We start from the raw sequence: 24,218 nt of genomic DNA, 5'->3' as shown, positions 1-24,218 counted from the left end.
CTTTGCCACGAGCAATCAGGCTCCCCGGCTGCAGATCCGGTTACCGCGCGTGAGGCCGCGCGATTAACGCGAATACAATTCGACGATCAGGCTTTCGTTGATGTCGCCAGCGATATCGCTACGCTCGGGCATCGACTTGAACGTTCCTTCGAACTTCTTCGCGTCGACCGACACCCAGCCCGGCATGCCGCCTTGCTCTGCCAGCGACAGTGCCTCGACGATACGAGCCTGCTTGCGCGACTGCTCACGCACGGAAATCACGTCGCCCGACTTCACTTGCAGCGACGGAATGTTCGCGACTTGGCCGTTCACCATGATCGACTTGTGGCTCACGAGCTGACGTGCTTCAGCGCGCGTCGAACCGAAGCCCATGCGATACACGACGTTGTCCAGACGCGACTCGAGCAATTGCAGCAGGTTTTCACCCGTCGGACCCTTGCGGCGGTCTGCTTCAGCGAAGTAGCGGCGGAACTGACGCTCGAGAACGCCATAGATACGCTTCACTTTTTGCTTTTCGCGCAACTGGGTGCCGTAGTCGGAGGTACGCGCGCCCGAGGTACGGCCGTGTTGCCCGGGCTTGCTGTCGAGCTTGCACTTGTCGGCGAGCGAGCGGCGTGCGCTCTTCAGGAACAGGTCGGTGCCTTCACGGCGGGACAGCTTGGCTTTGGGACCGGTATAGCGTGCCACGTTGAATCCTTAATAAATAATCACGCGAACCTTCGTCCGCGCTAGTCCGAACCCTTTGGGCCGAACGGTGGGCTTAGTCAATTTCTTCACGCACGAATCCCGCCGATACTCGCGCATCAGCAGGAACATGCGGTCGCGACATCGCTTAGATGCGACGGCGCTTCGGCGGACGGCAACCGTTGTGCGGGACCGGCGTCACGTCGGAGATCGCGGTGATCTTGATGCCAAGACCATGCAGCGCGCGCACCGCCGATTCACGGCCAGGACCGGGGCCCTTGATCCGCACTTCGAGGTTCTTCACGCCGTATTCCATTGCCACGCGGCCAGCCGATTCGGCTGCGACCTGAGCTGCAAACGGCGTCGACTTACGCGAGCCCTTGAAGCCCTGACCACCCGAAGTCGCCCATGCCAGCGCGTTACCTTGACGGTCAGTGATCGTGATAATGGTGTTGTTGAACGACGCGTGAACGTGAACCACGCCCTCGGCGACGTTCTTCTTTACCTTCTTGCGAACGCGTTGCGCCGCGGAGTTGTTCGAAGCCTTAGCCATTACGTTTTCCTGTAACTGTCAGTTCCGCTTACTTCTTCAGCGATTGCGCTGCACGACGCGGACCCTTGCGAGTACGGGCATTCGTGCGGGTACGCTGGCCACGCAGGGGCAGGCCCTTGCGATGACGCATGCCGCGGTAGCAACCCAAGTCCATCAGGCGCTTGATGTTCATCGTCACTTCGCGGCGCAGATCGCCTTCGACGATGAACTTGCCCACTTCGTCACGCAGCTTTTCGAGGTCTGCGTCAGTGAGGTCCTTGACCTTCTTCGAAAATTCCACACCAGCAGCGGTGCAAATGCCGCGCGAGCGCGTGCGACCAATGCCGTAGATTGCCGTCAGGCCGATCTCGGTATGCTGGTGATTCGGGATGTTAACCCCTGCGATACGAGCCATTGTTTTTCCTCAAACAAAAAGCGCAAGCAAAAGCGCGGCGTTCAGCCTTGACGCTGTTTGTGGCGCGGATCAGAACTGCAAATCACGCGCACAACGCCCTTGCGCTTGATGATCTTGCAATTGCGGCAAATGCGCTTAACCGATGCCATCACTTTCATGATATTACCCTTTTTTCAAATCACTTCGCCCGGAACACGATCCGTGCACGAGACAGATCGTAAGGCGTCAATTCAACCGTAACCTTGTCGCCCGGAAGGATGCGGATGTAGTGCATCCGCATCTTCCCAGAAATGTGTCCCAGGACGACATGGCCATTTTCCAACTTCACCCGGAAAGTAGCGTTGGGGAGGTTTTCGATAACCTCGCCCTGCATCTGGATTACATCGTCTTTGGCCATAGTCCTAATTAACGCATCGGGACGTTGCTGCCCTTGAAGTTTGCCTTCTTAAGCAGCGATTCGTATTGTTGCGACATGACGTACGACTGCACCTGAGCCATGAAGTCCATCGTGACGACGACAATGATCAGCAGCGACGTTCCACCAAAATAAAACGGCACGTTCCAGCGCAACACCAAGAACTCAGGCAACAGGCACACGAACACGATGTAGATCGCACCGGCCAGCGTCAGACGCGTGAGGATGCGGTCGATATATCGCGCAGTCTGATCGCCCGGACGGATACCCGGAACGAAAGCACCGCTCTTCTTCAAGTTGTCGGCGGTTTCCCTGCTGTTGAACACCAGCGCGGTGTAGAAGAAGCAGAAGAAAACAATCGCCAACGCATACAGCAGCACGTAGACGGGTTGACCGGGCTTGAGCGCCTCGGCCACGCCGTGCAGCGTGTTTGCGAACCAGTTGGTACGCGTACCCGAACTGAACCAGTTCAGAATGGTTGCCGGGAAGAGGATGATCGACGACGCGAAGATCGGCGGAATCACACCCGACATGTTCAGCTTCAGCGGCAGATGCGACGACTGTCCGCCGTAAATCTTGTTGCCGACCTGGCGCTTCGCATAGTTCACGAGGATCTTGCGCTGACCGCGTTCGATGAACACGACCAGATACGTGACCGCCGCGATCAGCACGACGATGATGATCGCCGAGATGATGCTCATCGAACCGGTGCGAACCAGCTCGAACAGACCGCCGATCGCGTTCGGGAAGCCCGCCGCGATACCACCGAAGATGATGATCGAGATGCCGTTGCCGAGACCGCGCTCCGTGATCTGCTCACCGAGCCACATCAGGAACATCGTGCCCGTTACCAGCGTGACGACCGTCGTCAGGCGGAACACCATGCCGGGGTCCAGCACCAGAGCGGGCTGATTCTCCAGCGCCACCGCGATACCGAACGCCTGAAAGGTTGCGAGCACTACGGTGAAGATACGCGTGTACTGCGTGATCTTCCGTTGCCCCGCCTGCCCTTCCTTCTTCAACGCCTCCATCTGCGGCGACACGATCGACAGCAACTGCATAATGATCGACGCCGAAATGTAGGGCATGATGCCCAGTGCAAAGATCGTGAATCGTGACAGCGCGCCACCCGAGAACATGTTGAACATGCCTAGGATGCCGCCCGACTGGCTCTGGAACAGCTTAGCCAGTTGATCCGGATCGATGCCGGGAACCGGGATGTGCGCACCAATGCGGTAGACGATCAACGCCAGCAGCAGGAACACTGCACGCCGACGCAGATCGCCAAATTTCGCCGCGCTTCGACCGGGTTTTGCGAGACTCGGGCTGTTAGCCAAGAACCTTCTCCGATGCTAGTGCTAGTAACGGCGATTAGCGCGTTACTCGGCGAACGAGCCGCCAGCGGCTTCGATTGCCTCACGGGCGCCCTTCGTTGCCGTCAGACCCTTCACCGTGACCTTGCGGGTGATCTCGCCGGTCTTGATGATCTTCGCGCTCTTGATGAGCTCGCCGACCAGACCCGCTTGCTTCAGCGCCAGCAGATCGATTTCGTCGACCGGCAGCTTTTCCAGATCAGCCAGGCGCACTTCACCGACGAATTCCTTCGTCAGCGAGGTAAAGCCACGCTTCGGCAGACGACGCTGCAAAGGCATCTGACCGCCTTCGAAGCCGACCTTGTGAAAGCCGCCCGAACGCGATTTCTGACCCTTGTGGCCGCGGCCAGCGGTCTTGCCGAGGCCCGAACCGATGCCACGACCGACGCGACGCTTGGCGTGCTTCGCGCCTTCCGCCGGCTTCAGGTTATTCAATTCCATGTTCAACTCCTTGGATCCGTGGTCGGCCGCTTAGCCGATGACCTTAACGAGGTACGAAACCTTGTTGATCATCCCGCGCACTGCCGGCGTGTCCTGCAGCTCGCTCACCGAATTGAGGCGACGCAGGCCGAGGCCACGCACCGTCGCGCGGTGCGTTTCGCGGGTCCCGATCAGGCTCTTGACGAGCTGAACCTTGACAGTTTTCTCAGACATGATGACCTCGAGGCTTAGCCCAAAATATCTTCGACGGACTTGCCGCGCTTCGCCGCGATGTCGCCCGGGGTCGATTGCTTGCGCAGACCGTCGAGCGTTGCACGAACGAGGTTGTACGGATTCGTCGAGCCGTGGCTCTTCGCCACCACGTTCTGCACACCCATCACGTCGAACACTGCGCGCATCGGGCCGCCGGCGATCACGCCGGTACCGTCCTTCGCCGGAGCGAGGAGGACCGACGAAGCACCGTGCTTGCCGTGCACTTCGTGTTGCAGCGTGCCATTCTTCAGGGGCACCTTGAACATGTTGCGGCGGGCTTGTTCCATCGCCTTTTGAACGGCAACCGGAACTTCCTTCGCCTTGCCTTTGCCCATGCCGACACGGCCGTCACCGTCGCCAACCACGGTCAGTGCGGCGAAGCCGAGAATACGGCCACCCTTCACGACCTTGGTCACGCGGTTGACCGAAATCATCTTTTCGCGCAGGCCGTCGTCGCGTTCGTCAGCCTGAACTTTCGCTTGCATCTTTGCCATGACGAATTCTTCCCTTAGAACTTGAGCCCGGCTTCGCGCGCCGCATCAGCCAGCGCCTTCACGCGGCCGTGGTAGCGGAAACCCGAGCGGTCAAAGGCGACGGATTCGATGCCGGCAGCCTTAGCCTTCTCGGCGATACGCTTGCCGATCAGGGTTGCAGCGTTGATGTTGCCGCCCTTGCCCGACTTGTCGGCCAGTTCTGCGCGCACTTCGGCTTCCAGCGTCGAGGCGCTTGCCAGCACCTTCGTGCCGCATGCCGAGAACACTTGCGCGTAGATATGCGTATTCGTGCGATGCACGGCGAGACGCGCGACCTGCAGCTCAGCGATCTTGATACGCGTCTGACGAGCGCGGCGCAGGCGAGATTGAGTCTTATCCATGATTGCGCACCCTTACTTCTTCTTCGTTTCTTTCAGGATCACGACCTCGTCGGAATAGCGCACGCCCTTGCCCTTGTAAGGCTCCGGCGGACGATAGCCGCGCACTTCCGCCGCGACTTGTCCGACTTTCTGCTTGTCGATCCCCTTGATCACGATTTCGGTCTGCGACGGGGTTTCAGCCTTGACGCCTTCCGGCATCTGGTGCACCACCGGGTGCGAGAAACCCAGCGACAGGTTCAGCTTGTCGCCTTGCGCTTGCGCACGATAACCGACGCCAACCAGCGTCAGCTTGCGCTCGAAACCCTTGGTGACGCCCAGCACCATGTTCGCCACCAGGGCGCGCATCGTGCCGGACATCGCGTTCGCTTCACGGCTTTCGTTGGCCGGCGCGAAGTTCAGCGTGCCGTTGTCGTTCGCCACGCTCACCAGCGGGTTAGCCGCTTGCGAGATCGTGCCGAGCGGACCCTTCACGGTGATGACGTCGCCCTTGACGGCCACTTCCGCGCCTTGCGGCAGCGCGATCGGGCTTTTACCTACTCGAGACATGTTTCCTCTCCCTTCGGCGTTAAGCGACGTAGCAGATGACTTCGCCGCCGACGCCGTTCTGGCGCGCCTTGCGGTCGGTCATCACACCCTTCGGCGTCGACACGATTGCAACGCCCAGGCCATTCATCACCTGAGGAATGTCGTTGCGACCGCGGTACACGCGCAGACCAGGCTTCGACACGCGCTCGAGGCGCTCGATAACCGGACGGCCAGCGTAGTACTTCAACGCGATGTTCAATTCCGTCTTCGCACCTTCAGCCTTCACTGCGAAGTCGTCGATATAACCTTCGTCCTTCAAAACCTGCGCAATCGCAACCTTGACTTTCGACGAGGGCATAGTCACCGAAACCTTCTCGACCATCTGCGCATTGCGGATGCGAGTCAGCATATCGGCGATAGGATCACTCATGCTCATTTATGTTTCTCCTATTACCAGCTCGCCTTGGTGAGGCCGGGGATTTCGCCGCGGAAAGCGATTTCGCGGATCTTGTTACGCGCAAGTCCGAACTTGCGGAACGTGCCACGCGGACGACCCGTAATCGCGCAGCGGTTACGCTTGCGGGTGGGGTTTGAGTTACGCGGCAGTTGTTGCAGCGCGAGACGGGCGAAATAGCGCTCTTCGTCCGACTTGCTCGAGTCATCGATCACAGCCTTCAGTTCAGCACGCTTCGGAGCGTACTTTGCGGCCAGGCGTGCGCGCTTCTTTTCACGTTCGATCAGTGCCAGTTTAGCCACGGTAACCTCAGTTTCTGAACGGGAACTTGAAGCCGGCGAGCAGTGCCTTTGCTTCTTCGTCGGTCTTCGCAGTCGTCGTGATGCTGATGTTCAGCCCACGCAGCGCGTCGATCTTGTCGTAGTCGATTTCGGGGAAAATGATCTGCTCTTTCACACCGATGTTGTAGTTACCGCGGCCGTCGAACGCCTTGCCCGACACGCCACGGAAGTCGCGCACGCGAGGCAGCGCAACGGTGACGAAACGGTCCAGGAATTCGTACATGGCATTGCCACGCAGGGTAACCATCGTGCCGATCGGGTAGCCTTCGCGGATCTTGAAACCAGCGATTGCCTTACGCGACTTGGTGATAACGGGCTTCTGGCCGGCGATCTTCGTGAGGTCGCCAACGGCGTGCTCAAGGACCTTCTTGTCAGCGACGGCTTCGCCAAGACCCATGTTCAGGGTGATCTTGGTGAGGCGCGGCACTTCCATGACCGACTTGTAGCCGAACTTTTCAACCAGTTCCGGCACAACCTTTTCTTTATAAATCTCTTGGAGACGAGCCATTTTTTAACTCCGCGTCAGGCGTTCAACGTGGCGCCGGTCGACTTCAAGAAGCGAACCTTCTTGCCGTCTTCGACCTTGATGCCAACGCGCGATGCCTTGCCGTTCGCGTCGACCAATGCGACGTTCGAAATATGCAGCGGCATCGTTTTGGCTTCCACACCGCCCGTCGTACCCTTCATCGGGTTCGGCTTCACGTGCTTCTTGACGAGGTTGATGCCCTCGACGGTGACACGCTCGCCATCAACGACCAGCACGGTGCCGCGCTTGCCCTTGTCCTTGCCGGTGATGACGATGACTTCGTCACCCTTGCGAATCTTGTTCATCGCGACTCCTTACAGCACTTCCGGCGCGAGCGAAACGATCTTCATGAATCGTTCGCTACGCAGTTCACGCGTCACCGGCCCGAAAATACGCGTGCCGATCGGCTCGAGCTTCGTATTCAAGAGGACAGCAGCATTGCCGTCGAACTTGATCAGCGAGCCATCCTGGCGACGCACGCCCTTGGCCGTGCGAACGACCACGGCGTTGTAAATTTCGCCCTTCTTCACGCGTCCGCGCGGCGTCGCTTCCTTGACGGTCACCTTGATGATGTCGCCAATGCTAGCGTAACGACGCTTCGAACCGCCGAGCACCTTGATGCACATGACTTCACGCGCACCCGTGTTGTCGGCCACTTCAAGCCGAGTTTCGGTCTGGATCATGGTTTATCTTTCCCAACTTAATCCGGTCGCACCACCATGGCACATCCGGTCAGTCTTGGTCCCGTCAGCCAATCGGCTGCTTGGGTTAGAACAGGCAGCGAGGGCAGACGAAACCCGCCATCGCAATCCGGTGAATCTGTCGATACAGGCTGGCGCCTGAACCGGCTTCCCCCACCAGTTTCGCCCGCGACGGGGCTCCCACAAAGAGGGAAGACCGAGATTATAACAAATAATCTCGGTCTTGCAAGCGAAACTTACTGCGACACTTCGACATACTGCATCGCGGTACTGCTGCTTCAGATCACGCGAGCGGCTTCGAGCAGCTTCGACACAACCCAGGCCTTCGTCTTCGAAATCGGACGAGTTTCCTGGATCTCGACGAGATCGCCTTCGTTGTACGTGTTCGCGTCGTCATGCGCGTGGTACTTCTTGGAGCGCACGACGTACTTGCCGTAGATCGGATGCTTCACGCGGTGCTCGACCAGCACGGTAACCGTCTTGTCCATCTTGTTGCTGACGACCTTGCCGACCAGCGTCCGCTTGAGCGAGGTTTTTACGCTATCGTTCATTTCTGGTTCGCCTTTTCAGTCAGGACAGTCCGCACACGTGCGATGTCGCGACGAACCTTCTTCAGCTGGCTCGTGTTCGTGAGCTGCTGGGTCGCGAGTTGCATGCGCAGGCCGAATTGCGCCTTCAGCAGGTCCGACAGCTCCTTGTTGAGCGCGGCCTGGTCCTTCTGGTGAAGTTCAGATGCCTTCATCGTTTACTCCTTAGGCGCCGAGCTGACGAACGACGAAGTTCGTCTTGAGCGGCAGCTTGGCTGCAGCCAGACGGAACGCTTCGCGCGCCAGTTCTTCGGAGACACCGTCCATTTCGTACAGCATCTTGCCCGGTTGAATTTCAGCGACGTAGTACTCCGGGTTACCCTTACCGTTACCCATACGCACTTCGGCCGGCTTCTGCGAAATCGGCTTGTCCGGGAAAATGCGGATCCAGATCCGGCCGCCACGCTTGATGTGACGGGTCATTGCACGACGCGCCGCTTCGATTTGACGCGCGGTCAAACGGCCGCGACCGATAGCCTTCAGACCATATTCACCGAACGACACTGCGTTGCCGCGCGTCGCCTTGCCGGTGTTACGACCCTTCTGCTCTTTGCGATACTTTCTGCGTTTCGGTTGCAGCATCGTTATTCTCCACTCTTCGCGTCACCGCCAGCGCCGCCACGACGGGGACCACCGCGGCGTGCACCAGCCGGCGCGCCTTCACCGTCACGACGCGGACGGCGATCGCCACCCGGACGTGCGTTGCGACGCGGACGCTTTTCTTCCGCGACTTCTTCCACTACCGGCGCTTCATTGCGGCCGAGGGTGTCGCCCTTGTAGACCCACACCTTCACGCCGATGATGCCGTAGGTGGTCTTCGCTTCGGACGTCGCGTAGTCGATATCGGCACGCAGCGTATGAAGCGGCACGCGACCTTCGCGATACCACTCGGTACGAGCGATTTCGATACCGTTCAGACGGCCCGCGCTCATGATCTTGATGCCCTGGGCGCCAAGACGCATCGCGTTTTGCATCGCGCGCTTCATCGCGCGGCGGAACATGATCCGGCGCTCGAGCTGCTGCGTGATGGAATCGGCGATCAGTTGAGCATCGGTTTCCGGCTTGCGGATCTCTTCGATGTTGACGTGAACCGGAACGCCCATGCGCTTCTGCAGTTCGGCCTTGAGCGACTCGATGTCCTCGCCCTTCTTGCCGATCACCACGCCCGGACGCGAGCTGAAAATCGTGATGCGCGCGTTCTTTGCAGGACGCTCGATCACAACGCGGCCGACGGACGCGTTCTTCAGCTTCTTCTTCAGGTATTCACGAACACCGATGTCTTCCTGCAACATCGCCGCGAAATTGTTGTTGTTCGCGTACCAGCGCGAAGCCCAATTGCGGCTGACGGCCAAACGGAAGCCAGTCGGATGAATTTTCTGTCCCATCGTATGGCTCCTTAATTCCCGACCGTCACAGTGATGTGACAGGATTGCTTCTCGATGCGGTTACCGCGACCCTTGGCGCGTGCGGTAAAACGCTTCAGCGAAGCTGCCTTGTCGACGTAGATGCTCGTGATCTTGAGCTCGTCGATATCGGCGCCTTCGTTGTGTTCCGCATTCGCGATCGCAGACAGCACGACCTTCTTGACGATACCCGCCGCCTTCTTCGGCGAGAACGTCAGAACGTTCAGCGCCTTGTCGACCGGCAAACCACGAATCTGGTCAGCCACAAGGCGCGTTTTCTGCGCCGAGATGCGGGCACCGCGATGAATTGCTTTCACTTCCATCTTGATAGCCCCTTATTTCTTGGCCTTCTTGTCGGCCGCGTGACCCTTGAACGTGCGGGTCAGTGCGAACTCGCCAAGCTTGTGGCCGACCATGTTTTCCGTGACGTACACCGGAACGTGCTGACGGCCGTTATGGACGGCGATCGTCAGACCGATGAAGTCCGGCAGAATCGTCGAACGACGCGACCAGGTCTTGATCGGCTTCTTGTCACGCGTGGACGCAGCCGTCTCAACTTTCTTCAGCAAATGAGCGTCGCAGAACGGACCTTTTTTAGCAGAACGTGTCATTGCCTACTCCTTAACGCTTGTGACGGCGCTGGACGATCATCGTCGTCGTGCGCTTATTGCTGCGGGTGCGGTAGCCCTTCGTCGGCGTGCCCCACGGGCTCACCGGATCGCGACCTGCAGCCGTGCGGCCTTCACCACCACCGTGCGGGTGATCGATCGGGTTCATCGCAACGCCTCGCACCGTCGGACGGATACCGCGCCAGCGGTTCGCGCCGGCCTTACCGATCTGACGGAGGCTGTGCTCTTCGTTACCCACTTCACCGATCGTCGCGCGGCACTCGACGTGCACGCGGCGGATTTCGCCCGAACGCAGGCGAACCTGCGCGTAGACGCCTTCGCGAGCCAGCAGCATCGCCGACGTGCCAGCCGAACGCGCGATCTGCGCGCCCTTGCCCGGCAACATTTCGATGCAGTGGATCGTCGTACCGACCGGGATGTTGCGGATCGGCAGCGTGTTGCCCGCGCGGATCGGCGCTTCGGAGCCGGACATCAGCTGCGCGCCAACCGCCACGCCCTTCGGCGCGATGATGTAACGGCGCTCGCCGTCTGCGTACAGAACCAGCGCGATGTTCGCGCTACGGTTCGGGTCGTACTCGAGACGCTCGACCTTCGCCGGGATGCCGTCCTTGTTGCGACGGAAATCGACGATACGGTAGTGCTGCTTGTGACCGCCACCCTGGTGACGCGTGGTGATACGGCCGTTGTTGTTACGGCCCGCCGACTTGGATTGCGAGTCGAGCAGCGCTGCATGCGGCTTGCCCTTGTGCAGATCCTTGTTGACGATCTTGACCATCGCGCGGCGACCCGGCGAGGTCGGCTTAACTTTCACGATTGCCATGATTACTTGGCCTCCGCTTCAAAGTTGATTTCCTGGCCGGGCTTCAGGCAGACGTAAGCCTTCTTCACGTCCTTGCGCTTGCCGTTGAAGCGGCCAAAGCGCTTTGCCTTGCCCTTCGTGACGAGCACGTTGACGGAATTGACTTCGACCTTGAACAGCAGCTCGACAGCAGCCTTGACTTCCTGCTTCGTGGCGTCCGGCGCGACTTCGAACACGACTTGTTCGTTCTTGTCGGCAACCAGCGTCGCCTTTTCGGAGATCACCGGCGCGAGCAGAACTTGCATCAAACGATGATCGTTTTTGCGAACTTCGCTCATGACAGCAACTCCTCGATCTGAGCGACCGCAGCCTTCGTGATCAGGATCTTCTTGAAGTAGATCAGCGAGAGCGGGTCGGCGTAACGCGGCTCGACAACGGCCACATTGGCCAGATTGCGCGACGCGAGGTACAGGTTCTCGTCGACCGTATCGGTGATCACCAACACGGAATCGAGACCCATCGCCTTGAATTTTTCGGCCAACAGCTTGGTCTTCGGCGCTTCGAGCGTCAGCTCTTCCACCACCGAGATACGGCCTTCGCGAGCCAACTGCGAGAAGATCGAGCGGAGACCCGCGCGATGCATCTTCTTGTTGACCTTGTGCGAAAAGTTTTCTTCCGGCGAGTTCGGGAAAATGCGACCACCGCCACGCCACAACGGGCTCGACGACATACCGGCACGAGCGCGGCCCGTACCCTTCTGACGCCACGGCTTCTTGGTAGTGTGCTTGACCTGCTCGCGGTCCTTCTGCGCGCGATTGCCGCTACGTGCGTTCGCTTGATAAGCGACGACGACCTGGTGAATCAGGGCTTCGTTGTAATCGCGACCGAACACGACGTCCGATGCGGTTACGCCAGCACCTTCCTGACCATTAGCATTCAGGAGCTTGAGTTCCATTATTTCGCTCCTTTCGCAGCACGCGTCTTGACGGCCGGAGTCACGAAGACCTTGCCGCCCTTCGCACCCGGAACAGCGCCGCGGACGAGCAGCAGATTGCGCTCAGCGTCGATGCGGGCGATTTCGAGATTCTGGACCGTGACGGTCTCGTCACCCATGTGACCCGTCATGCGCTTGCCCGGGAACACGCGACCCGGATCTTGCGCCATACCGATCGAACCCGGAACGTTGTGCGAACGCGAGTTACCGTGGGATGCGCGGCCAGATGCGAAGTTGTAACGCTTGATGGTACCGGCGTAGCCCTTACCGATCGACGTACCTTGCACATCGACCTTTTGGCCTACTTCAAAGATATCCGTACCGACCACGGCGCCATTCGACAGTTCACCTGCCTTAGCCGTATCGACGTGGAATTCCTTGAGGATTTCGCCAGCTTGAACGCCGGCTTTGGCGAGATGACCCGCCAGCGGCTTCGTCACGCGCGAAGCGCGGCGAGTACCGAATGCAACCTGAACGGCGGTATAACCATCCGTTTCAACGGTCTTGATCTGCGTCACGCGGTTGTCCGACACGTCCAGCACGGTGACGGGGATCGAGTCCCCTTCAGGCGTGAAGATACGGGTCATGCCAACCTTGCGACCTACGAGTCCAAGGCTCATCGTTTTCTCCATTCCCGACTGCGATTGGTCGGGGCTGATTTACAAATGCCGGCTTCGTTACGAGAAACTGGGTCGGCTATTCTTGCGCCTTTGCGTGTGCATAGGCGCGAAAAGCCTTGAAGTATAACAAGGCTTTTCGAATTCTGCAAGCAATCAAAGACTTAGCTCCGACTGGCGCACCAGCGGAGCTTTAAGGCTTACTGCAGCTTGATTTCGACGTCCACGCCAGCGGGCAGATCGAGCTTCATCAGCGCGTCGACCGTCTTGTCCGTCGGATCGACGATGTCCATCAGGCGTTGGTGCGTGCGAATTTCGAGCTGGTCGCGCGACGTCTTGTTGACGTGCGGCGAACGCAGGATGTCAAAACGCTGAATACGCGTCGGCAGCGGCACCGGGCCACGGACGATCGCGCCAGTCCGCTTCGCCGTATCGACGATCTCGGCTGCCGATTGATCGATCAGGCGATAGTCGAAAGCCTTCAGACGAATACGGATTTTCTGGTTCTGCATGACGATTCCTTGAAAAGAGCGAGGCGGTATTGCGCCGCCGATTGGCAAAAGAGCGAGGGACCAGGCATTCGCGGAGGGCGAACACCCGGCCCCGGTCACATTACTGCTGTGCTGCTACTGCAAAGCAAGCCCGAGATTTTACTCGATAATCTTCGCAACGACACCAGCGCCGACGGTACGGCCGCCTTCACGAATGGCGAAGCGCAGACCTTCTTCCATGGCGATCGGGGCGATCAGCTTGACCGTGATCGACACGTTGTCGCCCGGCATCACCATTTCCTTGTCCTTCGGCAGCTCGATCGAGCCGGTCACGTCCGTCGTACGGAAGTAGAACTGCGGACGGTAGTTGTTGAAGAACGGCGTGTGACGGCCGCCTTCGTCCTTGCTCAGCACGTACACTTCAGCGGTGAAGTGCGTGTGCGGCGTGATCGAACCCGGCTTGGCCAGCACCTGGCCACGCTCGACGTCTTCACGCTTCGTGCCGCGCAGCAGGATACCGACGTTGTCGCCCGCTTGACCTTGGTCCAGCAGCTTGCGGAACATTTCCACGCCCGTGCAGGTCGTCTTCACCGTCGGCTTGATACCGACGATTTCGATTTCCTCGCCGACCTTCACCACGCCGCGCTCGACGCGCCCCGTCACCACCGTGCCGCGACCCGAGATCGAGAACACGTCTTCCACCGGCATCAGGAAGGCGCCGTCTACTGCGCGCTCCGGCGTCGGGATGTACGTGTCCAGTGCGTCGGCCAGGTTCATGATCGCCACTTCGCCCAGCTCGCCCGTGTCGCCTTCCAGCGCGAGCTTGGCCGAACCCTTGATGATCGGCGTGTCGTCGCCCGGGAAGTCGTACTTCGACAGAAGTTCGCGCACTTCCATTTCGACGAGCTCGAGCAGTTCGGCGTCGTCGACCATGTCGCACTTGTTCAGGAACACGATGATGTACGGCACGCCAACCTGACGGGCCAGCAGGATGTGCTCACGCGTTTGCGGCATCGGGCCGTCAGCGGCCGAGCACACCAGGATCGCGCCGTCCATCTGCGCGGCGCCCGTGATCATGTTCTTCACGTAGTCGGCGTGGCCCGGGCAGTCGACGTGTGCGTAGTGGCGGTTAGCCGTTTCGTACTCGACGTGCGCGGTGTTGATCGTGATGCCGCGCGCCTTTTCTTCCGGCGCCGCGTCGATCTGGTCATACGCCTTGGCTTCGCCGCCGAACTTCTTCGTCAGCACCGTCGTGATCGCTGCCGTCAGCGTGGTCTTGCCGTGGTCAACGTGACCGATCGTGCCCACGTTCACGTGCGGCTTGGTCCGCTCGAATTTACCTTTTGCCATGATTACCTTCTTTCAGAGTTTGGTTATCGGTTAAAGCTTGTGGCTTGCGCCGAATTACTTGCCCTTGGCGTTGATGATCGCCTCGGCGACGTTACGCGGAGCTTCGGCGTAGTGCTTGAACTCCATCGTGTACGTTGCACGGCCTTGCGTCGCCGAACGCAGCGACGTCGAGTAGCCGAACATTTCCGACAGCGGAACTTCCGCACGGACGATCTTGCCACCGCCGATCATGTCTTCCATGCCCTGGACGATGCCGCGACGGCTGGACAGATCGCCCATCACGTTGCCCATGTAGTCTTCAGGCGTCTCGACTTCCACGGCCATCATCGGTTCGAGGATGACCGGGCTTGCCTTGCGCATTGCTTCCTTGAAGGCCATCGAGCCGGCCATACGGAACGCGTTTTCGTTCGAGTCGACGTCGTGGTACGAACCGAACGTCAGGTGAACCTTCACGTCCACGACCGGGAAGCCAGCCAGCACGCCCGACTTCAGCGTTTCCTGGATGCCCTTGTCCACTGCCGGGATGTACTCGCGCGGGATCACACCGCCCTTGATCTCGTCCAGGAACTCGTAGCCCTTGCCCTGCTCGTTCGGCTCAAGCGTGATGACCGCGTGACCGTACTGGCCGCGACCACCCGACTGCTTGACGAACTTGCCGTCGACGTCCGCCGCCGTGCCGCGGATCGTTTCGCGGTAAGCAACCTGCGGCTTGCCGACCGTTGCTTCCACGCCGAATTCGCGCTTCATACGGTCAACCAGAATTTCCAGGTGCAGCTCGCCCATACCCGAAATAATGGTTTGGCCCGATTCCTCGTCCGTCTGAACGCGGAACGACGGATCTTCCTGTGCGAGACGGTTCAGCGCCAGACCCATTTTTTCCTGGTCGGGCTTCGTCTTCGGCTCGACGGCCTGCGAAATCACCGGCTCCGGGAAAACCATGCGTTCGAGCACGATCGGGCTTTGCGGATCGCACAGCGTGTCGCCCGTGGTCGCTTCCTTCAGGCCGACGGCTGCAGCGATGTCGCCCGCGCGCACTTCCTTGATTTCTTCGCGCTGATTCGCGTGCATCTGCAGAATACGACCCAGACGTTCCTTCTTGTCCTTGGTCGCGTTCAGGATGGTGTCGCCCGAATTTACGATACCCGAGTACACGCGGAAGAAGATCAGCTGGCCGACGAACGGGTCGGTCATGATCTTGAACGCCAGCGCCGCGAACTTTTCGTCGTCGGCTGCGCGACGCTCACCCTTTTCACCGCTCTCGAGTTCGCCCGTGACCGGGGGAATGTCGACCGGCGACGGCAGGAAGTCGATGACGGCGTCGAGCATGCGCTGCACGCCCTTGTTCTTGAACGCGGTGCCGCACAGCATCGGCTGGATTTCGCACGCGATGGTCCGGTCGCGGATCGCCTTGACGATTTCCGCTTCGCTCAGCTCTTCGCCGCCGAGGTACTTTTCCATCAGCTCTTCGCTGGCTTCGGCAGCCGATTCGATCATCTTCTCGCGCCACTCGTTGCACGAGTCGACCAGTTCAGCCGGGATGTCGACGTAGTCGAACTTCGTGCCTTGCGAGGCCTCGTCCCAAATGATCGCCTTCATCTTCAGCAGATCGACGACGCCCTTGAAGTTCTCTTCCGAGCCGATCGGCACGACGACGGGTACCGGATTCGCCTTCAGGCGCGTCTTCAGCTGGTCGTAGACCTTGAAGAAGTTCGCGCCGGTACGGTCCATCTTGTTGACGAACGCGAGGCGGGGAACCTTGTACTTGTTCGCCTGACGCCACACGGTTTCCGACTGCGGCTGAACGCCGCCGACCGCGCAGTAGACCATGCACGCGCCGTCGAGGACGCGCATCGAGCGCTCCACTTCGATCGTGAAGTCGACGTGTCCCGGCGTGTCGATGATGTTGATGCGGTGCTCGGGGTAGTTGCCGCCCATGCCCTTCCAGAAAGCGGTCGTAGCAGCGGACGTGATGGTGATGCCGCGCTCCTGCTCCTGCTCCATCCAGTCCATCGTTGCTGCGCCGTCGTGAACTTCACCGATCTTGTGGTTCACGCCCGTGTAGAACAGGATGCGCTCGGTCGTCGTCGTCTTGCCGGCGTCGATGTGAGCGCTAATACCGATGTTGCGGTAGCGCTCGATAGGTGTCTTGCGAGCCACTTTGGATCCTTTATTCGGTCGACGCGCCAGTCATCGAAATGAACCGGCAGCGCCCTAACACAAACGGGCGAGGCGCCAAACACAGCGCACCCGCCCTGATTTTTCCGTTTGCCCTACGAGCGGGAGCTTAGAAACGGAAGTGCGAGAATGCCTTGTTGGCTTCTGCCATGCGGTGAACTTCGTCGCGCTTCTTCATTGCGCCACCACGGCCTTCAGCCGCTTCGGAGAGTTCACCTGCGAGGCGCAGGGCCATCGACTTTTCGCTGCGCTTCTTCGCGGCTTCGCGCAACCAACGCATCGCCAATGCCATACGACGCGACGGACGCACTTCGACCGGAACTTGATAGTTCGCACCACCAACGCGACGGCTCTTCACTTCGACCACCGGCTTCACGTTGTTGAGCGCAACCGTGAACACTTCCAGCGGGTCCTTGCCACCCTTGGTCTGGATCTGCTCAAAAGCGCCGTACACGATACGCTCGGCAACCGACTTCTTGCCCGAGAGCATCAGCACGTTCATGAACTTGGCTACATCTACGTTGCCGAATTTCGGATCCGGCAACACTTCCCGCTTGGGGACTTCGCGACGACGCGGCATGATTCTTCCTTTACTTTTTCAGTTGGAGCCATTTTCCGGCTCCGCGGCCACCAACTAACCCGATCCATCTATTCGACTAAACCAGCTTGGCCGGGTGACCACTTACTCGATAGCACCGGCACTTCCGGCACCACCGCCTTAACCGCCTTGCGGCGACCTGAAACTGCTTCGACTGCTCGACCGGCTACTTACTTGCCGGCCTTGGCACGCTTCGCACCGTACTTCGAGCGAGCCTGCTTACGATCCTTGACGCCCTGGGTATCCAGCGAGCCGCGGACCATGTGGTAACGCACACCCGGCAAGTCCTTCACACGGCCGCCGCGAATCAGCACGACCGAGTGTTCTTGCAGGTTGTGGCCTTCACCACCGATGTACGAAATGACTTCGAAGCCGTTCGTGAGGCGAACCTTCGCGACCTTACGAAGTGCCGAGTTCGGCTTTTTCGGCGTCGTCGTGTACACGCGGGTGCACACGCCGCGACGCTGCGGGCAGTCCTGCAGGGCCGGCGACTTGCTCTTCGTCGTTTCCGACGCGCGGCCTTTGCGAACCAGTTGATTGATGGTTGGCATCGTTTGATCCTAGAAATGAACAAAATCGGCGCGACTCCAACGGGCAAAGCGTAGGAATCGCACTTCTAACCTTCTCGTGGATGACTCGGGCCTGGATGAAACGCCGTAGGCGAGATCCGAAACTGGGCCAAGCACGAGAACCTAGCATGATATTCCGGAAATGCCAATCGGGTCAATACGTTGCGTGAATTAATGCCGCGGTCGCCGGCGCAACGTCATTCCGCGCCGACGACGTCGATCAGTTCGTCGCCGAAACGCTCGAGTTTGCGCACGCCGATGCCCGGAATGTGGCGCAAGTCGTCGATGGTGTCGGGATCGCTGCGCGCGATTTCCGCGAGCGTGGCGTCGTGGAAAATGACATATGCGGGCACGCCGTCGCTCTTGGCCGTTTCCGCGCGCCACGTCCGCAAGCGGTCCCAGCGCGCTTTCTCGCGCGGCGACATGCCCGCCGTCGGATCGGCGCGTTCGCCGGTTCGTCCGGACGACTGGCGCGCGCGCACGGGCTTCACGTATTTGCGCAGCGTGACGCGCTCTTCGCCTTTCAGCACCGGCTTGCTGGCATCCGTAAGGACGAGCGCGCCGAACCCGTCGTGGTCGACGGCGAGAAAGCCGAACGCGACCAGTTGACGAAACACCGCGCGCCACTCCGGCTCGGACAAGCTCGCGCCGACGCCGAACGTCGACAGCTTGTCGTGCCCGCGCTGCAAGACCTTCTCGCTCCGTGTTCCTCGAAGGATGTCGATCAGATGCCCCGCGCCGAAGTGAAAACCGCTCGCCTTCTGCGCGCGATACACACACGACAGCGCCATTTGCGCCTCGCGCGTCGCGTCCCACGACGCGGGCGGCTCCAGACACGTATCGCAGTTGCCGCACGGCTTGCTCGTCTCGCCGAAGTAGGCGAGCAGGCGCACGCGGCGACACGTCGCGGCTTCGCACAGGCCGAGCAGCGCGTCCAGCTTGCCGGTCTGGACGCGCTTGTGGGCATCGTCGGCGTCGGATTCGTCGATCATCTTGCGTTGCTGAACGACGTCCCCGAGGCCATAGGCCATCCACGCATTCGCCGGCATACCGTCGCGGCCCGCGCGGCCGGTCTCCTGGTAATAGCCTTCCACGCTCTTCGGCAAATCCAGATGCGCGACGAAGCGCACGTCGGGCTTGTCGATGCCCATGCCGAACGCAATCGTCGCGCACATCACGATGCCTTCCTCGCGCTGGAACATCTCCTGATGCTTCTGACGCGTTTCGAACTCCATGCCGGCGTGATACGGCAGCGCGCGAACGCCCTGCCCTTTGAGCCAGTCGGCGGTCTCTCCCACCTTGCGTCGCGAGAGGCAATACACGACGCCCGCGTCCGTCGTGCCGTCCTTGTTCGTATGTTCGGCGCGGATGAAATCGAGCAGTTGCGAGCGTGCGTTGTCCTTCTCGACGATCCGGTAACGGATATTGGGCCGATCGAAACTCGATACGAAGATGCGCGCATCGTCCAGCGCCAGCCGATGCACGATTTCATCGCGCGTGATCGCGTCCGCCGTGGCCGTCAGCGCGATGCGCGGCACGTTCGGAAAGCGCTCGTGCAGCACGGAAAGCTGGATGTACTCCGGCCGGAAATCGTGGCCCCACTGTGAAACGCAGTGCGCCTCGTCGATCGCGAAGAGGCCGACCGGCGAGCTTTCGAGGAGATCGAGGAACCGCGGCGTCATCAACCGCTCGGGCGCCACGTACAGCAGATCGATTGTGCCGTTGCGCAGCGCGCGCTCGGTCGCTGCGGCTTCCGCGCCCGATAGCGTCGAATTGAGATACGCGGCGCGCACGCCGACTTCGGTGAGCGCCGCGACCTGATCCTGCATCAGCGCGATCAACGGCGACACGACGATTCCCGCGCCGAAGCCCGCCTCCTTGCGCACCAGCGACGGAATCTGATAGCACAGCGATTTCCCGCCGCCCGTCGGCATGAGAACGAGCGAATCGCCGCCGTTCGCGACGTGTTCGACGATCTCCGCCTGCTGCCCGCGAAAAGCCGGATAGCCGAAAACTTCGTTGAGGATTTCTAGCGGACGGGACATAGAGACGAGCACGAACTGCGGCGTGGGAGATACCGAATTCTATCAACGCAAGCGCGCGCGCCCACGCGCGCGGCGCGGTGTCGGCCATTCGGCGGAGGCTTGAATCGGAAAGAATGGGCGAAAAAAAACCGCCCGGTCGAGGCCGGGCGGTTTGAGGTGCTGCCAGCGAAAGACGCTCGCTTACTCGTTGGTATGCGGCTGCTGCTCCGTTGCCGGGGTTTCCGGCGTACCGAAATCGAATGCCTCTTCGGCAGCGATCTGGTCGAAGCGCTCGCGATCCGCCGATTCCTTGGTCTTGCGCGCCTTGTGGAACGCGAGACCGGTACCCGCCGGAATCAGACGGCCGACGATCACGTTTTCCTTCAGACCGCGCAGATCGTCGCGCTTGCCCATGATCGCCGCTTCGGTCAGCACGCGGGTCGTTTCCTGGAACGACGCCGCCGAGATGAACGAATCGGTCGAGAGCGAAGCCTTCGTGATACCGAGCAGCACGTTCTCGTAGGTCGCCGGACGCTTGTCTTCCGCGATCATCTTGTCGTTCTCGTCGAGCATGTCCGAACGCTCGACTTGTTCGCCAGGAATGAAACGCGTATCGCCGTTATCGACGATCTGCACGCGGCGAAGCATCTGACGCACGATCACTTCGATGTGCTTGTCGTTGATCTTCACGCCTTGCAGACGGTACACGTCCTGCACTTCGTCCACGATGTAGCGCGACAACGCCTCGATACCCTGCAGACGCAGGATGTCGTGCGGATCGGCAGGACCGTCCACGATCATTTCGCCCTTGTTGACGACCTGACCATCGTGCACCAGAACCTGCTTTTCCTTCGCGATCAGGAACTCGTGCTGATTGCCCTCGAGGTCCGTGATGACGAGACGCTGCTTGCCTTTCGTGTCCTTACCGAACGACGTCGTGCCCGTGACTTCCGCGAGAATGCCGGCGTCCTTCGGCGAGCGCGCTTCGAACAGTTCGGCCACGCGCGGCAGACCACCGGTAATGTCGCGCGTCTTCTGCGCTTCAACCGGGATACGTGCCAGCACTTCACCGACCTGCACTTGCTGACCATCCTTCACGGTGATCAGTGCGCCGACCTGGAAGCCGATCTGCACCGAATGTTCGGTGTTCGGGATCTTCACTTCCTCGCCGTTCGCGTCGAGCAGCTTCACCTGCGGACGCACGCTCTTGCCAGCCTGCGAACCGCGACGCTTCGCATCGATCACGACGAGCGTCGAAAGACCCGTCACGTCGTCGATCTGCTTCGCGACCGTCACGCCTTCCTCGACGTTCTCGAACTTCACCGTACCGCCCCACTCGGTGATGATCGGACGCGTCAGCGGGTCCCATTGCGCGAGTTGCGCGCCGGCCTTGATGGTCGCGCCGTCGAGTTGCAGCAGCGTTGCGCCATACGGCACTTTGTGACGCTCACGCTCGCGACCGAAGTCGTCCGCGATGATCGCCTCGCCCGAACGCGAAATGACGACCTGCTCGCCCTTCGCGTTGGTGACGTAGCGCATCGTGGCCGTGAAACGCACCGTACCGTTGCTCTTCGCTTCCACCGTCGATGCCACCGCCGCACGCGACGCCGCACCACCGATGTGGAAAGTACGCATCGTGAGCTGCGTGCCCGGTTCGCCGATCGACTGCGCCGCGATCACGCCGACCGCTTCGCCGACGTTCACGCGCGAGCCACGGCCCAGGTCGCGGCCGTAGCAGGCAGCGCACAGGCCGTAACGCGTCTCGCAGGTCAGCGGCGTGCGCACGCGCACTTCGTCGATACCGAGGCGCTCGATGTTTTCCACCGCGTCTTCGTCGAGCAGATCGCCCGATGCGTACAGCGTTTCCTGCGACTCCGGGTTGACGACGTCGGCCACCGCGACGCGACCGAGAATACGGTCACGCAGCGCTTCGACCACTTCACCGCCTTCGACCAACGCCTTCATCGCCACGCCGTTCGACGTGCCGCAGTCGTCTTCGACGACGACCAGATCCTGCGTCACGTCGACGAGACGACGCGTCAGGTAACCCGAGTTCGCGGTCTTCAGCGCCGTGTCCGCCAGACCCTTACGAGCACCGTGCGTCGAGATGAAGTACTGCAACACGTTCAGCCCTTCGCGGAAGTTCGCGGTAATCGGCGTCTCGATGATCGAGCCGTCCGGCTTCGCCATCAGGCCGCGCATACCGGCGAGCTGACGAATCTGCACCGCGGAACCGCGCGCGCCCGAGTCGGCCATCATGTAGATGGAGTTGAACGACTCCTGCTTCGTCTCGTTGCCGTCGCGATCCACGACCGGCTCCGTCGCGAGCTGCTCCATCATCGCCTTGCCGACGCTTTCCGACGTCGCCGACCAGATGTCGACCACGTTGTTGTAGCGTTCCTGCGCGGTGACGAGACCCGACATGTACTGACGGTCGTATTCCTTCACCTTCTTCGCGGCGTCGCCGACGATCGTCTCTTTCTGCGGCGGCACGAGCATGTCGTCCACGCAGATCGAGATACCGGCGCGCGTTGCGAGACGGAAGCCCATCTGCATCAACTGGTCGGCGAAGATCACCGTTTCGCGCAGACCGCACTTGCGGAACGCCGTGTTGATGAGGCGCGAAATTTCCTTCTTCTTCAGCGGCTTGTTCAGCACCGAGAACGGCAGGCCCGGCGGCAGAATTTCCGAGAGAATCGAGCGGCCGACCGTCGTGGGGTACAGCGTGATCTTCGGCACGAACTTCGGCGCGCCTTCGCTCTGGTCTTCGTTCGCCACCATTTCGGTGATACGCACGTTGACCCGCGAAGCCAGCTCGACTTCCTTGTTCTCATACGCGCGGATCACTTCCGACACGCCCGTGAACGTGAGGCCTTCGCCCTTGCCGTTGATCGCTTCACGCGACGCGTAGTACAGGCCGAGCACGATATCCTGCGACGGCACGATCGACGGATCGCCGTTGGCCGGGAACAGGACGTTGTTCGACGCCAGCATCAGCGTGCGCGCTTCCATCTGCGCTTCGAGCGACAGCGGAACGTGGACGGCCATCTGGTCACCGTCGAAGTCGGCGTTGAACGCCGCGCAGACGAGCGGGTGCAGCTGGATCGCCTTGCCTTCGATCAGCACCGGCTCGAAAGCCTGAATGCCGAGACGGTGAAGAGTAGGCGCGCGGTTCAGCATGACCGGATGTTCGCGAATGACTTCTTCGAGAATGTCCCACACCACCGGCGTCTGATTCTCGACTTCCTTCTTCGCAGCCTTGATGGTCGTCGCGACGCCCATCACTTCCAGCTTGTTGAAGATGAACGGCTTGAACAGTTCGAGCGCCATCAGCTTCGGCAGACCGCACTGATGCAGCTTGAGCGTCGGGCCGACCACGATCACCGAACGGCCCGAATAGTCGACGCGCTTACCCAACAGGTTCTGACGGAAACGACCGCCCTTACCCTTGATCATGTCGGCGAGCGACTTCAGCGGACGCTTGTTCGCGCCGGTCATCGCCTTGCCGCGACGACCATTGTCGAGCAGCGAATCGACGGCTTCCTGCAGCATCCGCTTTTCGTTGCGAACGATGATCTCAGGCGCCTTCAGTTCGAGCAGACGCTTCAACCGGTTGTTACGGTTGATCACGCGGCGATACAGGTCGTTCAGGTCCGACGTCGCGAAGCGGCCGCCGTCCAGCGGCACCAGCGGACGCAGTTCCGGCGGCAGAACCGGCAGCACTTCGAGCACCATCCAGTCAGGCTTGATGCCCGAACGCTGGAATGCCTCGAGCACTTTCAGGCGCTTCGCGTACTTCTTGATCTTCGCTTCCGAACCCGTGTTCTTGAGTTCGGTACGCAGCATCTCGACTTGCTCGTCGATGTTGATCGAACGCAGCAGTTCGCGCACGCCTTCCGCGCCCATTTCGGCGCGGAACTCGTCACCGTACTCTTCGACCTTGTTGTAGTAATCCTCTTCCGTCATGATCTGCCGCGCTTTCAGCGGCGTCATGCCCGGATCGATCACCACATAGGCTTCGAAGTACAGCACGCGCTCGATGTCGCGCAACGTCATGTCGAGCACCATGCCCAGACGCGACGGCAGCGACTTCAGGAACCAGATGTGCGCGACCGGCGAGGCCAGCTCGATGTGGCCCATGCGCTCGCGACGCACCTTTGCCAACGTCACTTCGACGCCGCACTTTTCGCAGATCACGCCACGATGCTTCAGGCGCTTGTACTTGCCGCACAGGCACTCGTAGTCCTTGATCGGCCCGAAAATCTTCGCGCAAAACAGACCATCCCGCTCCGGCTTGAACGTGCGGTAGTTGATGGTCTCCGGCTTCTTCACTTCGCCGAACGACCACGAACGGATCTTGTCGGGCGACGCGAGGCCGATCTTGATCGCATCAAAGACTTCTTCTTGTTGGACTTGCTTGAATAGATCGAGCAGAGCTTTCATTGCTTT

The 24,218-nt window shown here is 60.4% G+C and carries 33 protein-coding genes; all 33 read right to left on the bottom strand.

Features of this window, described 5'->3' with window-relative positions; all coding sequences use genetic code 11:
• Positions 1-63: 63 nt before the first annotated feature.
• Positions 64-687, bottom strand: a complete 624-nt coding sequence (gene rpsD, locus LDZ27_RS01635) for a 30S ribosomal protein S4 (RefSeq protein WP_244815025.1) — start codon at positions 685-687, stop codon at positions 64-66.
• Between the two features lie 145 nt (positions 688-832).
• Positions 833-1,237 carry a 30S ribosomal protein S11 gene (rpsK, locus tag LDZ27_RS01630; protein WP_006052224.1) on the bottom strand — a complete coding sequence of 135 codons (405 nt, stop codon included), beginning with the start codon at positions 1,235-1,237 and terminating at the stop codon, positions 833-835.
• A 28-nt stretch (positions 1,238-1,265) separates the two neighbouring features.
• A complete protein-coding gene (gene rpsM / locus LDZ27_RS01625; RefSeq protein ID WP_244815024.1) occupies positions 1,266-1,631 on the bottom strand; it encodes a 30S ribosomal protein S13 in 366 nt (121 codons plus the stop codon).
• Between the two features lie 41 nt (positions 1,632-1,672).
• Positions 1,673-1,789: a 50S ribosomal protein L36 gene (rpmJ, locus tag LDZ27_RS01620; protein WP_004199844.1), complete on the bottom strand. Its 117-nt coding sequence runs from the start codon at positions 1,787-1,789 to the stop codon at positions 1,673-1,675.
• Between the two features lie 20 nt (positions 1,790-1,809).
• Positions 1,810-2,028 (bottom strand): translation initiation factor IF-1, encoded by a 219-nt coding sequence (gene infA, locus LDZ27_RS01615; protein ID WP_004521905.1) that lies wholly within the window; start codon positions 2,026-2,028, stop codon positions 1,810-1,812.
• An 8-nt stretch (positions 2,029-2,036) separates the two neighbouring features.
• Entirely contained in the window at positions 2,037-3,383 is a 1,347-nt protein-coding gene (secY, locus tag LDZ27_RS01610; RefSeq protein ID WP_244815023.1) for a preprotein translocase subunit SecY, read from the bottom strand.
• A 42-nt stretch (positions 3,384-3,425) separates the two neighbouring features.
• Positions 3,426-3,860, bottom strand: a complete 435-nt coding sequence (gene rplO / locus LDZ27_RS01605; RefSeq protein ID WP_008343934.1) for a 50S ribosomal protein L15 — start codon at positions 3,858-3,860, stop codon at positions 3,426-3,428.
• A gap of 30 nt (positions 3,861-3,890) precedes the next feature.
• Complete coding sequence (gene rpmD, locus LDZ27_RS01600) at positions 3,891-4,073, bottom strand: 50S ribosomal protein L30 (RefSeq protein WP_010106952.1); 183 nt, start codon at positions 4,071-4,073, stop codon at positions 3,891-3,893.
• A gap of 14 nt (positions 4,074-4,087) precedes the next feature.
• Positions 4,088-4,606 (bottom strand): 30S ribosomal protein S5, encoded by a 519-nt coding sequence (rpsE, locus tag LDZ27_RS01595; protein WP_244815022.1) that lies wholly within the window; start codon positions 4,604-4,606, stop codon positions 4,088-4,090.
• 14 nt (positions 4,607-4,620) lie between these two features.
• Positions 4,621-4,986: a 50S ribosomal protein L18 gene (gene rplR, locus LDZ27_RS01590; protein ID WP_035967614.1), complete on the bottom strand. Its 366-nt coding sequence runs from the start codon at positions 4,984-4,986 to the stop codon at positions 4,621-4,623.
• Positions 4,987-4,998: 12 nt separating this feature from the next.
• Positions 4,999-5,532 (bottom strand): 50S ribosomal protein L6, encoded by a 534-nt coding sequence (gene rplF / locus LDZ27_RS01585; RefSeq protein WP_244815021.1) that lies wholly within the window; start codon positions 5,530-5,532, stop codon positions 4,999-5,001.
• A gap of 19 nt (positions 5,533-5,551) precedes the next feature.
• Positions 5,552-5,947: a 30S ribosomal protein S8 gene (gene rpsH / locus LDZ27_RS01580; RefSeq protein ID WP_035967610.1), complete on the bottom strand. Its 396-nt coding sequence runs from the start codon at positions 5,945-5,947 to the stop codon at positions 5,552-5,554.
• A 14-nt stretch (positions 5,948-5,961) separates the two neighbouring features.
• Complete coding sequence (rpsN, locus tag LDZ27_RS01575; protein ID WP_244815020.1) at positions 5,962-6,267, bottom strand: 30S ribosomal protein S14; 306 nt, start codon at positions 6,265-6,267, stop codon at positions 5,962-5,964.
• Positions 6,268-6,274: 7 nt separating this feature from the next.
• On the bottom strand, positions 6,275-6,814 hold the full coding sequence (rplE, locus tag LDZ27_RS01570) for a 50S ribosomal protein L5 (protein ID WP_061138390.1): 540 nt from the start codon (positions 6,812-6,814) through the stop codon (positions 6,275-6,277).
• A gap of 14 nt (positions 6,815-6,828) precedes the next feature.
• Entirely contained in the window at positions 6,829-7,137 is a 309-nt protein-coding gene (gene rplX, locus LDZ27_RS01565) for a 50S ribosomal protein L24 (protein ID WP_244815019.1), read from the bottom strand.
• Positions 7,138-7,146: 9 nt separating this feature from the next.
• The gene (rplN, locus tag LDZ27_RS01560) at positions 7,147-7,515 is read right to left on the bottom strand and encodes a 50S ribosomal protein L14 (protein ID WP_006998478.1); all 369 of its coding nucleotides are present in this window, start codon (positions 7,513-7,515) and stop codon (positions 7,147-7,149) included.
• Between the two features lie 296 nt (positions 7,516-7,811).
• Positions 7,812-8,084, bottom strand: a complete 273-nt coding sequence (gene rpsQ, locus LDZ27_RS01555; RefSeq protein ID WP_035933074.1) for a 30S ribosomal protein S17 — start codon at positions 8,082-8,084, stop codon at positions 7,812-7,814.
• Positions 8,081-8,275, bottom strand: coding sequence for a 50S ribosomal protein L29 (gene rpmC / locus LDZ27_RS01550; RefSeq protein ID WP_007180130.1), 195 nt, complete (start codon positions 8,273-8,275; stop codon positions 8,081-8,083). The genes rpsQ and rpmC overlap by 4 nt, the downstream gene beginning before the upstream one ends.
• Positions 8,276-8,285: 10 nt before the next feature.
• Positions 8,286-8,702 (bottom strand): 50S ribosomal protein L16, encoded by a 417-nt coding sequence (gene rplP, locus LDZ27_RS01545; RefSeq protein WP_008343852.1) that lies wholly within the window; start codon positions 8,700-8,702, stop codon positions 8,286-8,288.
• 2 nt (positions 8,703-8,704) lie between these two features.
• Positions 8,705-9,505 carry a 30S ribosomal protein S3 gene (rpsC, locus tag LDZ27_RS01540; RefSeq protein WP_244815018.1) on the bottom strand — a complete coding sequence of 267 codons (801 nt, stop codon included), beginning with the start codon at positions 9,503-9,505 and terminating at the stop codon, positions 8,705-8,707.
• 11 nt (positions 9,506-9,516) lie between these two features.
• Positions 9,517-9,846 carry a 50S ribosomal protein L22 gene (gene rplV, locus LDZ27_RS01535; RefSeq protein WP_007730533.1) on the bottom strand — a complete coding sequence of 110 codons (330 nt, stop codon included), beginning with the start codon at positions 9,844-9,846 and terminating at the stop codon, positions 9,517-9,519.
• A 12-nt stretch (positions 9,847-9,858) separates the two neighbouring features.
• Complete coding sequence (rpsS, locus tag LDZ27_RS01530; protein ID WP_061138392.1) at positions 9,859-10,134, bottom strand: 30S ribosomal protein S19; 276 nt, start codon at positions 10,132-10,134, stop codon at positions 9,859-9,861.
• Positions 10,135-10,144: 10 nt separating this feature from the next.
• Complete coding sequence (gene rplB, locus LDZ27_RS01525; protein WP_061120223.1) at positions 10,145-10,972, bottom strand: 50S ribosomal protein L2; 828 nt, start codon at positions 10,970-10,972, stop codon at positions 10,145-10,147.
• A 2-nt stretch (positions 10,973-10,974) separates the two neighbouring features.
• A complete protein-coding gene (rplW, locus tag LDZ27_RS01520; protein WP_035967599.1) occupies positions 10,975-11,289 on the bottom strand; it encodes a 50S ribosomal protein L23 in 315 nt (104 codons plus the stop codon).
• On the bottom strand, positions 11,286-11,906 hold the full coding sequence (rplD, locus tag LDZ27_RS01515; protein WP_244815017.1) for a 50S ribosomal protein L4: 621 nt from the start codon (positions 11,904-11,906) through the stop codon (positions 11,286-11,288). The genes rplW and rplD overlap by 4 nt, the downstream gene beginning before the upstream one ends.
• Complete coding sequence (gene rplC / locus LDZ27_RS01510; RefSeq protein ID WP_244815016.1) at positions 11,906-12,565, bottom strand: 50S ribosomal protein L3; 660 nt, start codon at positions 12,563-12,565, stop codon at positions 11,906-11,908. Before rplC ends, rplD begins: the two co-directional genes overlap by 1 nt.
• Positions 12,566-12,762: 197 nt before the next feature.
• Entirely contained in the window at positions 12,763-13,074 is a 312-nt protein-coding gene (gene rpsJ, locus LDZ27_RS01505) for a 30S ribosomal protein S10 (protein ID WP_006998489.1), read from the bottom strand.
• A 138-nt stretch (positions 13,075-13,212) separates the two neighbouring features.
• Positions 13,213-14,403, bottom strand: coding sequence for an elongation factor Tu (gene tuf / locus LDZ27_RS01500; RefSeq protein ID WP_090541958.1), 1,191 nt, complete (start codon positions 14,401-14,403; stop codon positions 13,213-13,215).
• 54 nt (positions 14,404-14,457) lie between these two features.
• Entirely contained in the window at positions 14,458-16,560 is a 2,103-nt protein-coding gene (fusA, locus tag LDZ27_RS01495; RefSeq protein ID WP_244815015.1) for an elongation factor G, read from the bottom strand.
• Positions 16,561-16,687: 127 nt separating this feature from the next.
• Positions 16,688-17,158 (bottom strand): 30S ribosomal protein S7, encoded by a 471-nt coding sequence (gene rpsG, locus LDZ27_RS01490; RefSeq protein ID WP_006053291.1) that lies wholly within the window; start codon positions 17,156-17,158, stop codon positions 16,688-16,690.
• Between the two features lie 188 nt (positions 17,159-17,346).
• Positions 17,347-17,727 carry a 30S ribosomal protein S12 gene (rpsL, locus tag LDZ27_RS01485; RefSeq protein ID WP_006998493.1) on the bottom strand — a complete coding sequence of 127 codons (381 nt, stop codon included), beginning with the start codon at positions 17,725-17,727 and terminating at the stop codon, positions 17,347-17,349.
• Between the two features lie 215 nt (positions 17,728-17,942).
• Positions 17,943-19,790, bottom strand: a complete 1,848-nt coding sequence (gene recQ, locus LDZ27_RS01480; protein WP_244815014.1) for a DNA helicase RecQ — start codon at positions 19,788-19,790, stop codon at positions 17,943-17,945.
• A gap of 180 nt (positions 19,791-19,970) precedes the next feature.
• Positions 19,971-24,212: a DNA-directed RNA polymerase subunit beta' gene (gene rpoC, locus LDZ27_RS01475; protein WP_244815013.1), complete on the bottom strand. Its 4,242-nt coding sequence runs from the start codon at positions 24,210-24,212 to the stop codon at positions 19,971-19,973.
• Between the last annotated feature and the right edge of the window lie 6 nt (positions 24,213-24,218).

Origin of the sequence: Caballeronia sp. Lep1P3 (genome assembly GCF_022879595.1) — a bacterium.
Lineage (GTDB): Bacteria > Pseudomonadota > Gammaproteobacteria > Burkholderiales > Burkholderiaceae > Caballeronia.
Note: the sequence above shows the minus strand (reverse complement) of the source record. Positions and strands in the feature narration are given on the sequence as shown.

What these genes read in the sequence shown, in the direction of transcription:
- rpsG (WP_006053291.1), bottom strand. Translation starts at nt 17,158, where the DNA reads ATGCCGCGTCGTCGCGAAGTCCCCAAGCGGGAAGTGTTGCCGGATCCG.
- rpsM (WP_244815024.1), bottom strand. Translation starts at nt 1,631, where the DNA reads ATGGCTCGTATCGCAGGGGTTAACATCCCGAATCACCAGCATACCGAG.
- rplR (WP_035967614.1), bottom strand. Translation starts at nt 4,986, where the DNA reads ATGGATAAGACTCAATCTCGCCTGCGCCGCGCTCGTCAGACGCGTATC.
- rpmC (WP_007180130.1), bottom strand. Translation starts at nt 8,275, where the DNA reads ATGAAGGCATCTGAACTTCACCAGAAGGACCAGGCCGCGCTCAACAAG.
- rplD (WP_244815017.1), bottom strand. Translation starts at nt 11,906, where the DNA reads ATGGAACTCAAGCTCCTGAATGCTAATGGTCAGGAAGGTGCTGGCGTA.
- rplB (WP_061120223.1), bottom strand. Translation starts at nt 10,972, where the DNA reads ATGGCAATCGTGAAAGTTAAGCCGACCTCGCCGGGTCGCCGCGCGATG.
- rpsJ (WP_006998489.1), bottom strand. Translation starts at nt 13,074, where the DNA reads ATGCAGAACCAGAAAATCCGTATTCGTCTGAAGGCTTTCGACTATCGC.
- rplC (WP_244815016.1), bottom strand. Translation starts at nt 12,565, where the DNA reads ATGAGCCTTGGACTCGTAGGTCGCAAGGTTGGCATGACCCGTATCTTC.
- rplP (WP_008343852.1), bottom strand. Translation starts at nt 8,702, where the DNA reads ATGCTGCAACCGAAACGCAGAAAGTATCGCAAAGAGCAGAAGGGTCGT.
- rplF (WP_244815021.1), bottom strand. Translation starts at nt 5,532, where the DNA reads ATGTCTCGAGTAGGTAAAAGCCCGATCGCGCTGCCGCAAGGCGCGGAA.
- rpsL (WP_006998493.1), bottom strand. Translation starts at nt 17,727, where the DNA reads ATGCCAACCATCAATCAACTGGTTCGCAAAGGCCGCGCGTCGGAAACG.
- infA (WP_004521905.1), bottom strand. Translation starts at nt 2,028, where the DNA reads ATGGCCAAAGACGATGTAATCCAGATGCAGGGCGAGGTTATCGAAAAC.
- rpmD (WP_010106952.1), bottom strand. Translation starts at nt 4,073, where the DNA reads ATGTCTGAGAAAACTGTCAAGGTTCAGCTCGTCAAGAGCCTGATCGGG.
- rplE (WP_061138390.1), bottom strand. Translation starts at nt 6,814, where the DNA reads ATGGCTCGTCTCCAAGAGATTTATAAAGAAAAGGTTGTGCCGGAACTG.
- rpsH (WP_035967610.1), bottom strand. Translation starts at nt 5,947, where the DNA reads ATGAGCATGAGTGATCCTATCGCCGATATGCTGACTCGCATCCGCAAT.
- rpsC (WP_244815018.1), bottom strand. Translation starts at nt 9,505, where the DNA reads ATGGGACAGAAAATTCATCCGACTGGCTTCCGTTTGGCCGTCAGCCGC.
- rplV (WP_007730533.1), bottom strand. Translation starts at nt 9,846, where the DNA reads ATGGAAGTGAAAGCAATTCATCGCGGTGCCCGCATCTCGGCGCAGAAA.
- rplX (WP_244815019.1), bottom strand. Translation starts at nt 7,137, where the DNA reads ATGAACAAGATTCGCAAGGGTGACGAAGTCATCGTCATCACCGGCAAG.
- rpsE (WP_244815022.1), bottom strand. Translation starts at nt 4,606, where the DNA reads ATGGCAAAGATGCAAGCGAAAGTTCAGGCTGACGAACGCGACGACGGC.
- rplW (WP_035967599.1), bottom strand. Translation starts at nt 11,289, where the DNA reads ATGAGCGAAGTTCGCAAAAACGATCATCGTTTGATGCAAGTTCTGCTC.
- recQ (WP_244815014.1), bottom strand. Translation starts at nt 19,790, where the DNA reads ATGTCCCGTCCGCTAGAAATCCTCAACGAAGTTTTCGGCTATCCGGCT.
- rpsS (WP_061138392.1), bottom strand. Translation starts at nt 10,134, where the DNA reads ATGACACGTTCTGCTAAAAAAGGTCCGTTCTGCGACGCTCATTTGCTG.
- rplO (WP_008343934.1), bottom strand. Translation starts at nt 3,860, where the DNA reads ATGGAATTGAATAACCTGAAGCCGGCGGAAGGCGCGAAGCACGCCAAG.
- tuf (WP_090541958.1), bottom strand. Translation starts at nt 14,403, where the DNA reads ATGGCAAAAGGTAAATTCGAGCGGACCAAGCCGCACGTGAACGTGGGC.
- rpsK (WP_006052224.1), bottom strand. Translation starts at nt 1,237, where the DNA reads ATGGCTAAGGCTTCGAACAACTCCGCGGCGCAACGCGTTCGCAAGAAG.
- rpsQ (WP_035933074.1), bottom strand. Translation starts at nt 8,084, where the DNA reads ATGAACGATAGCGTAAAAACCTCGCTCAAGCGGACGCTGGTCGGCAAG.
- rplN (WP_006998478.1), bottom strand. Translation starts at nt 7,515, where the DNA reads ATGATCCAGACCGAAACTCGGCTTGAAGTGGCCGACAACACGGGTGCG.
- rpmJ (WP_004199844.1), bottom strand. Translation starts at nt 1,789, where the DNA reads ATGAAAGTGATGGCATCGGTTAAGCGCATTTGCCGCAATTGCAAGATC.
- rpoC (WP_244815013.1), bottom strand. Translation starts at nt 24,212, where the DNA reads ATGAAAGCTCTGCTCGATCTATTCAAGCAAGTCCAACAAGAAGAAGTC.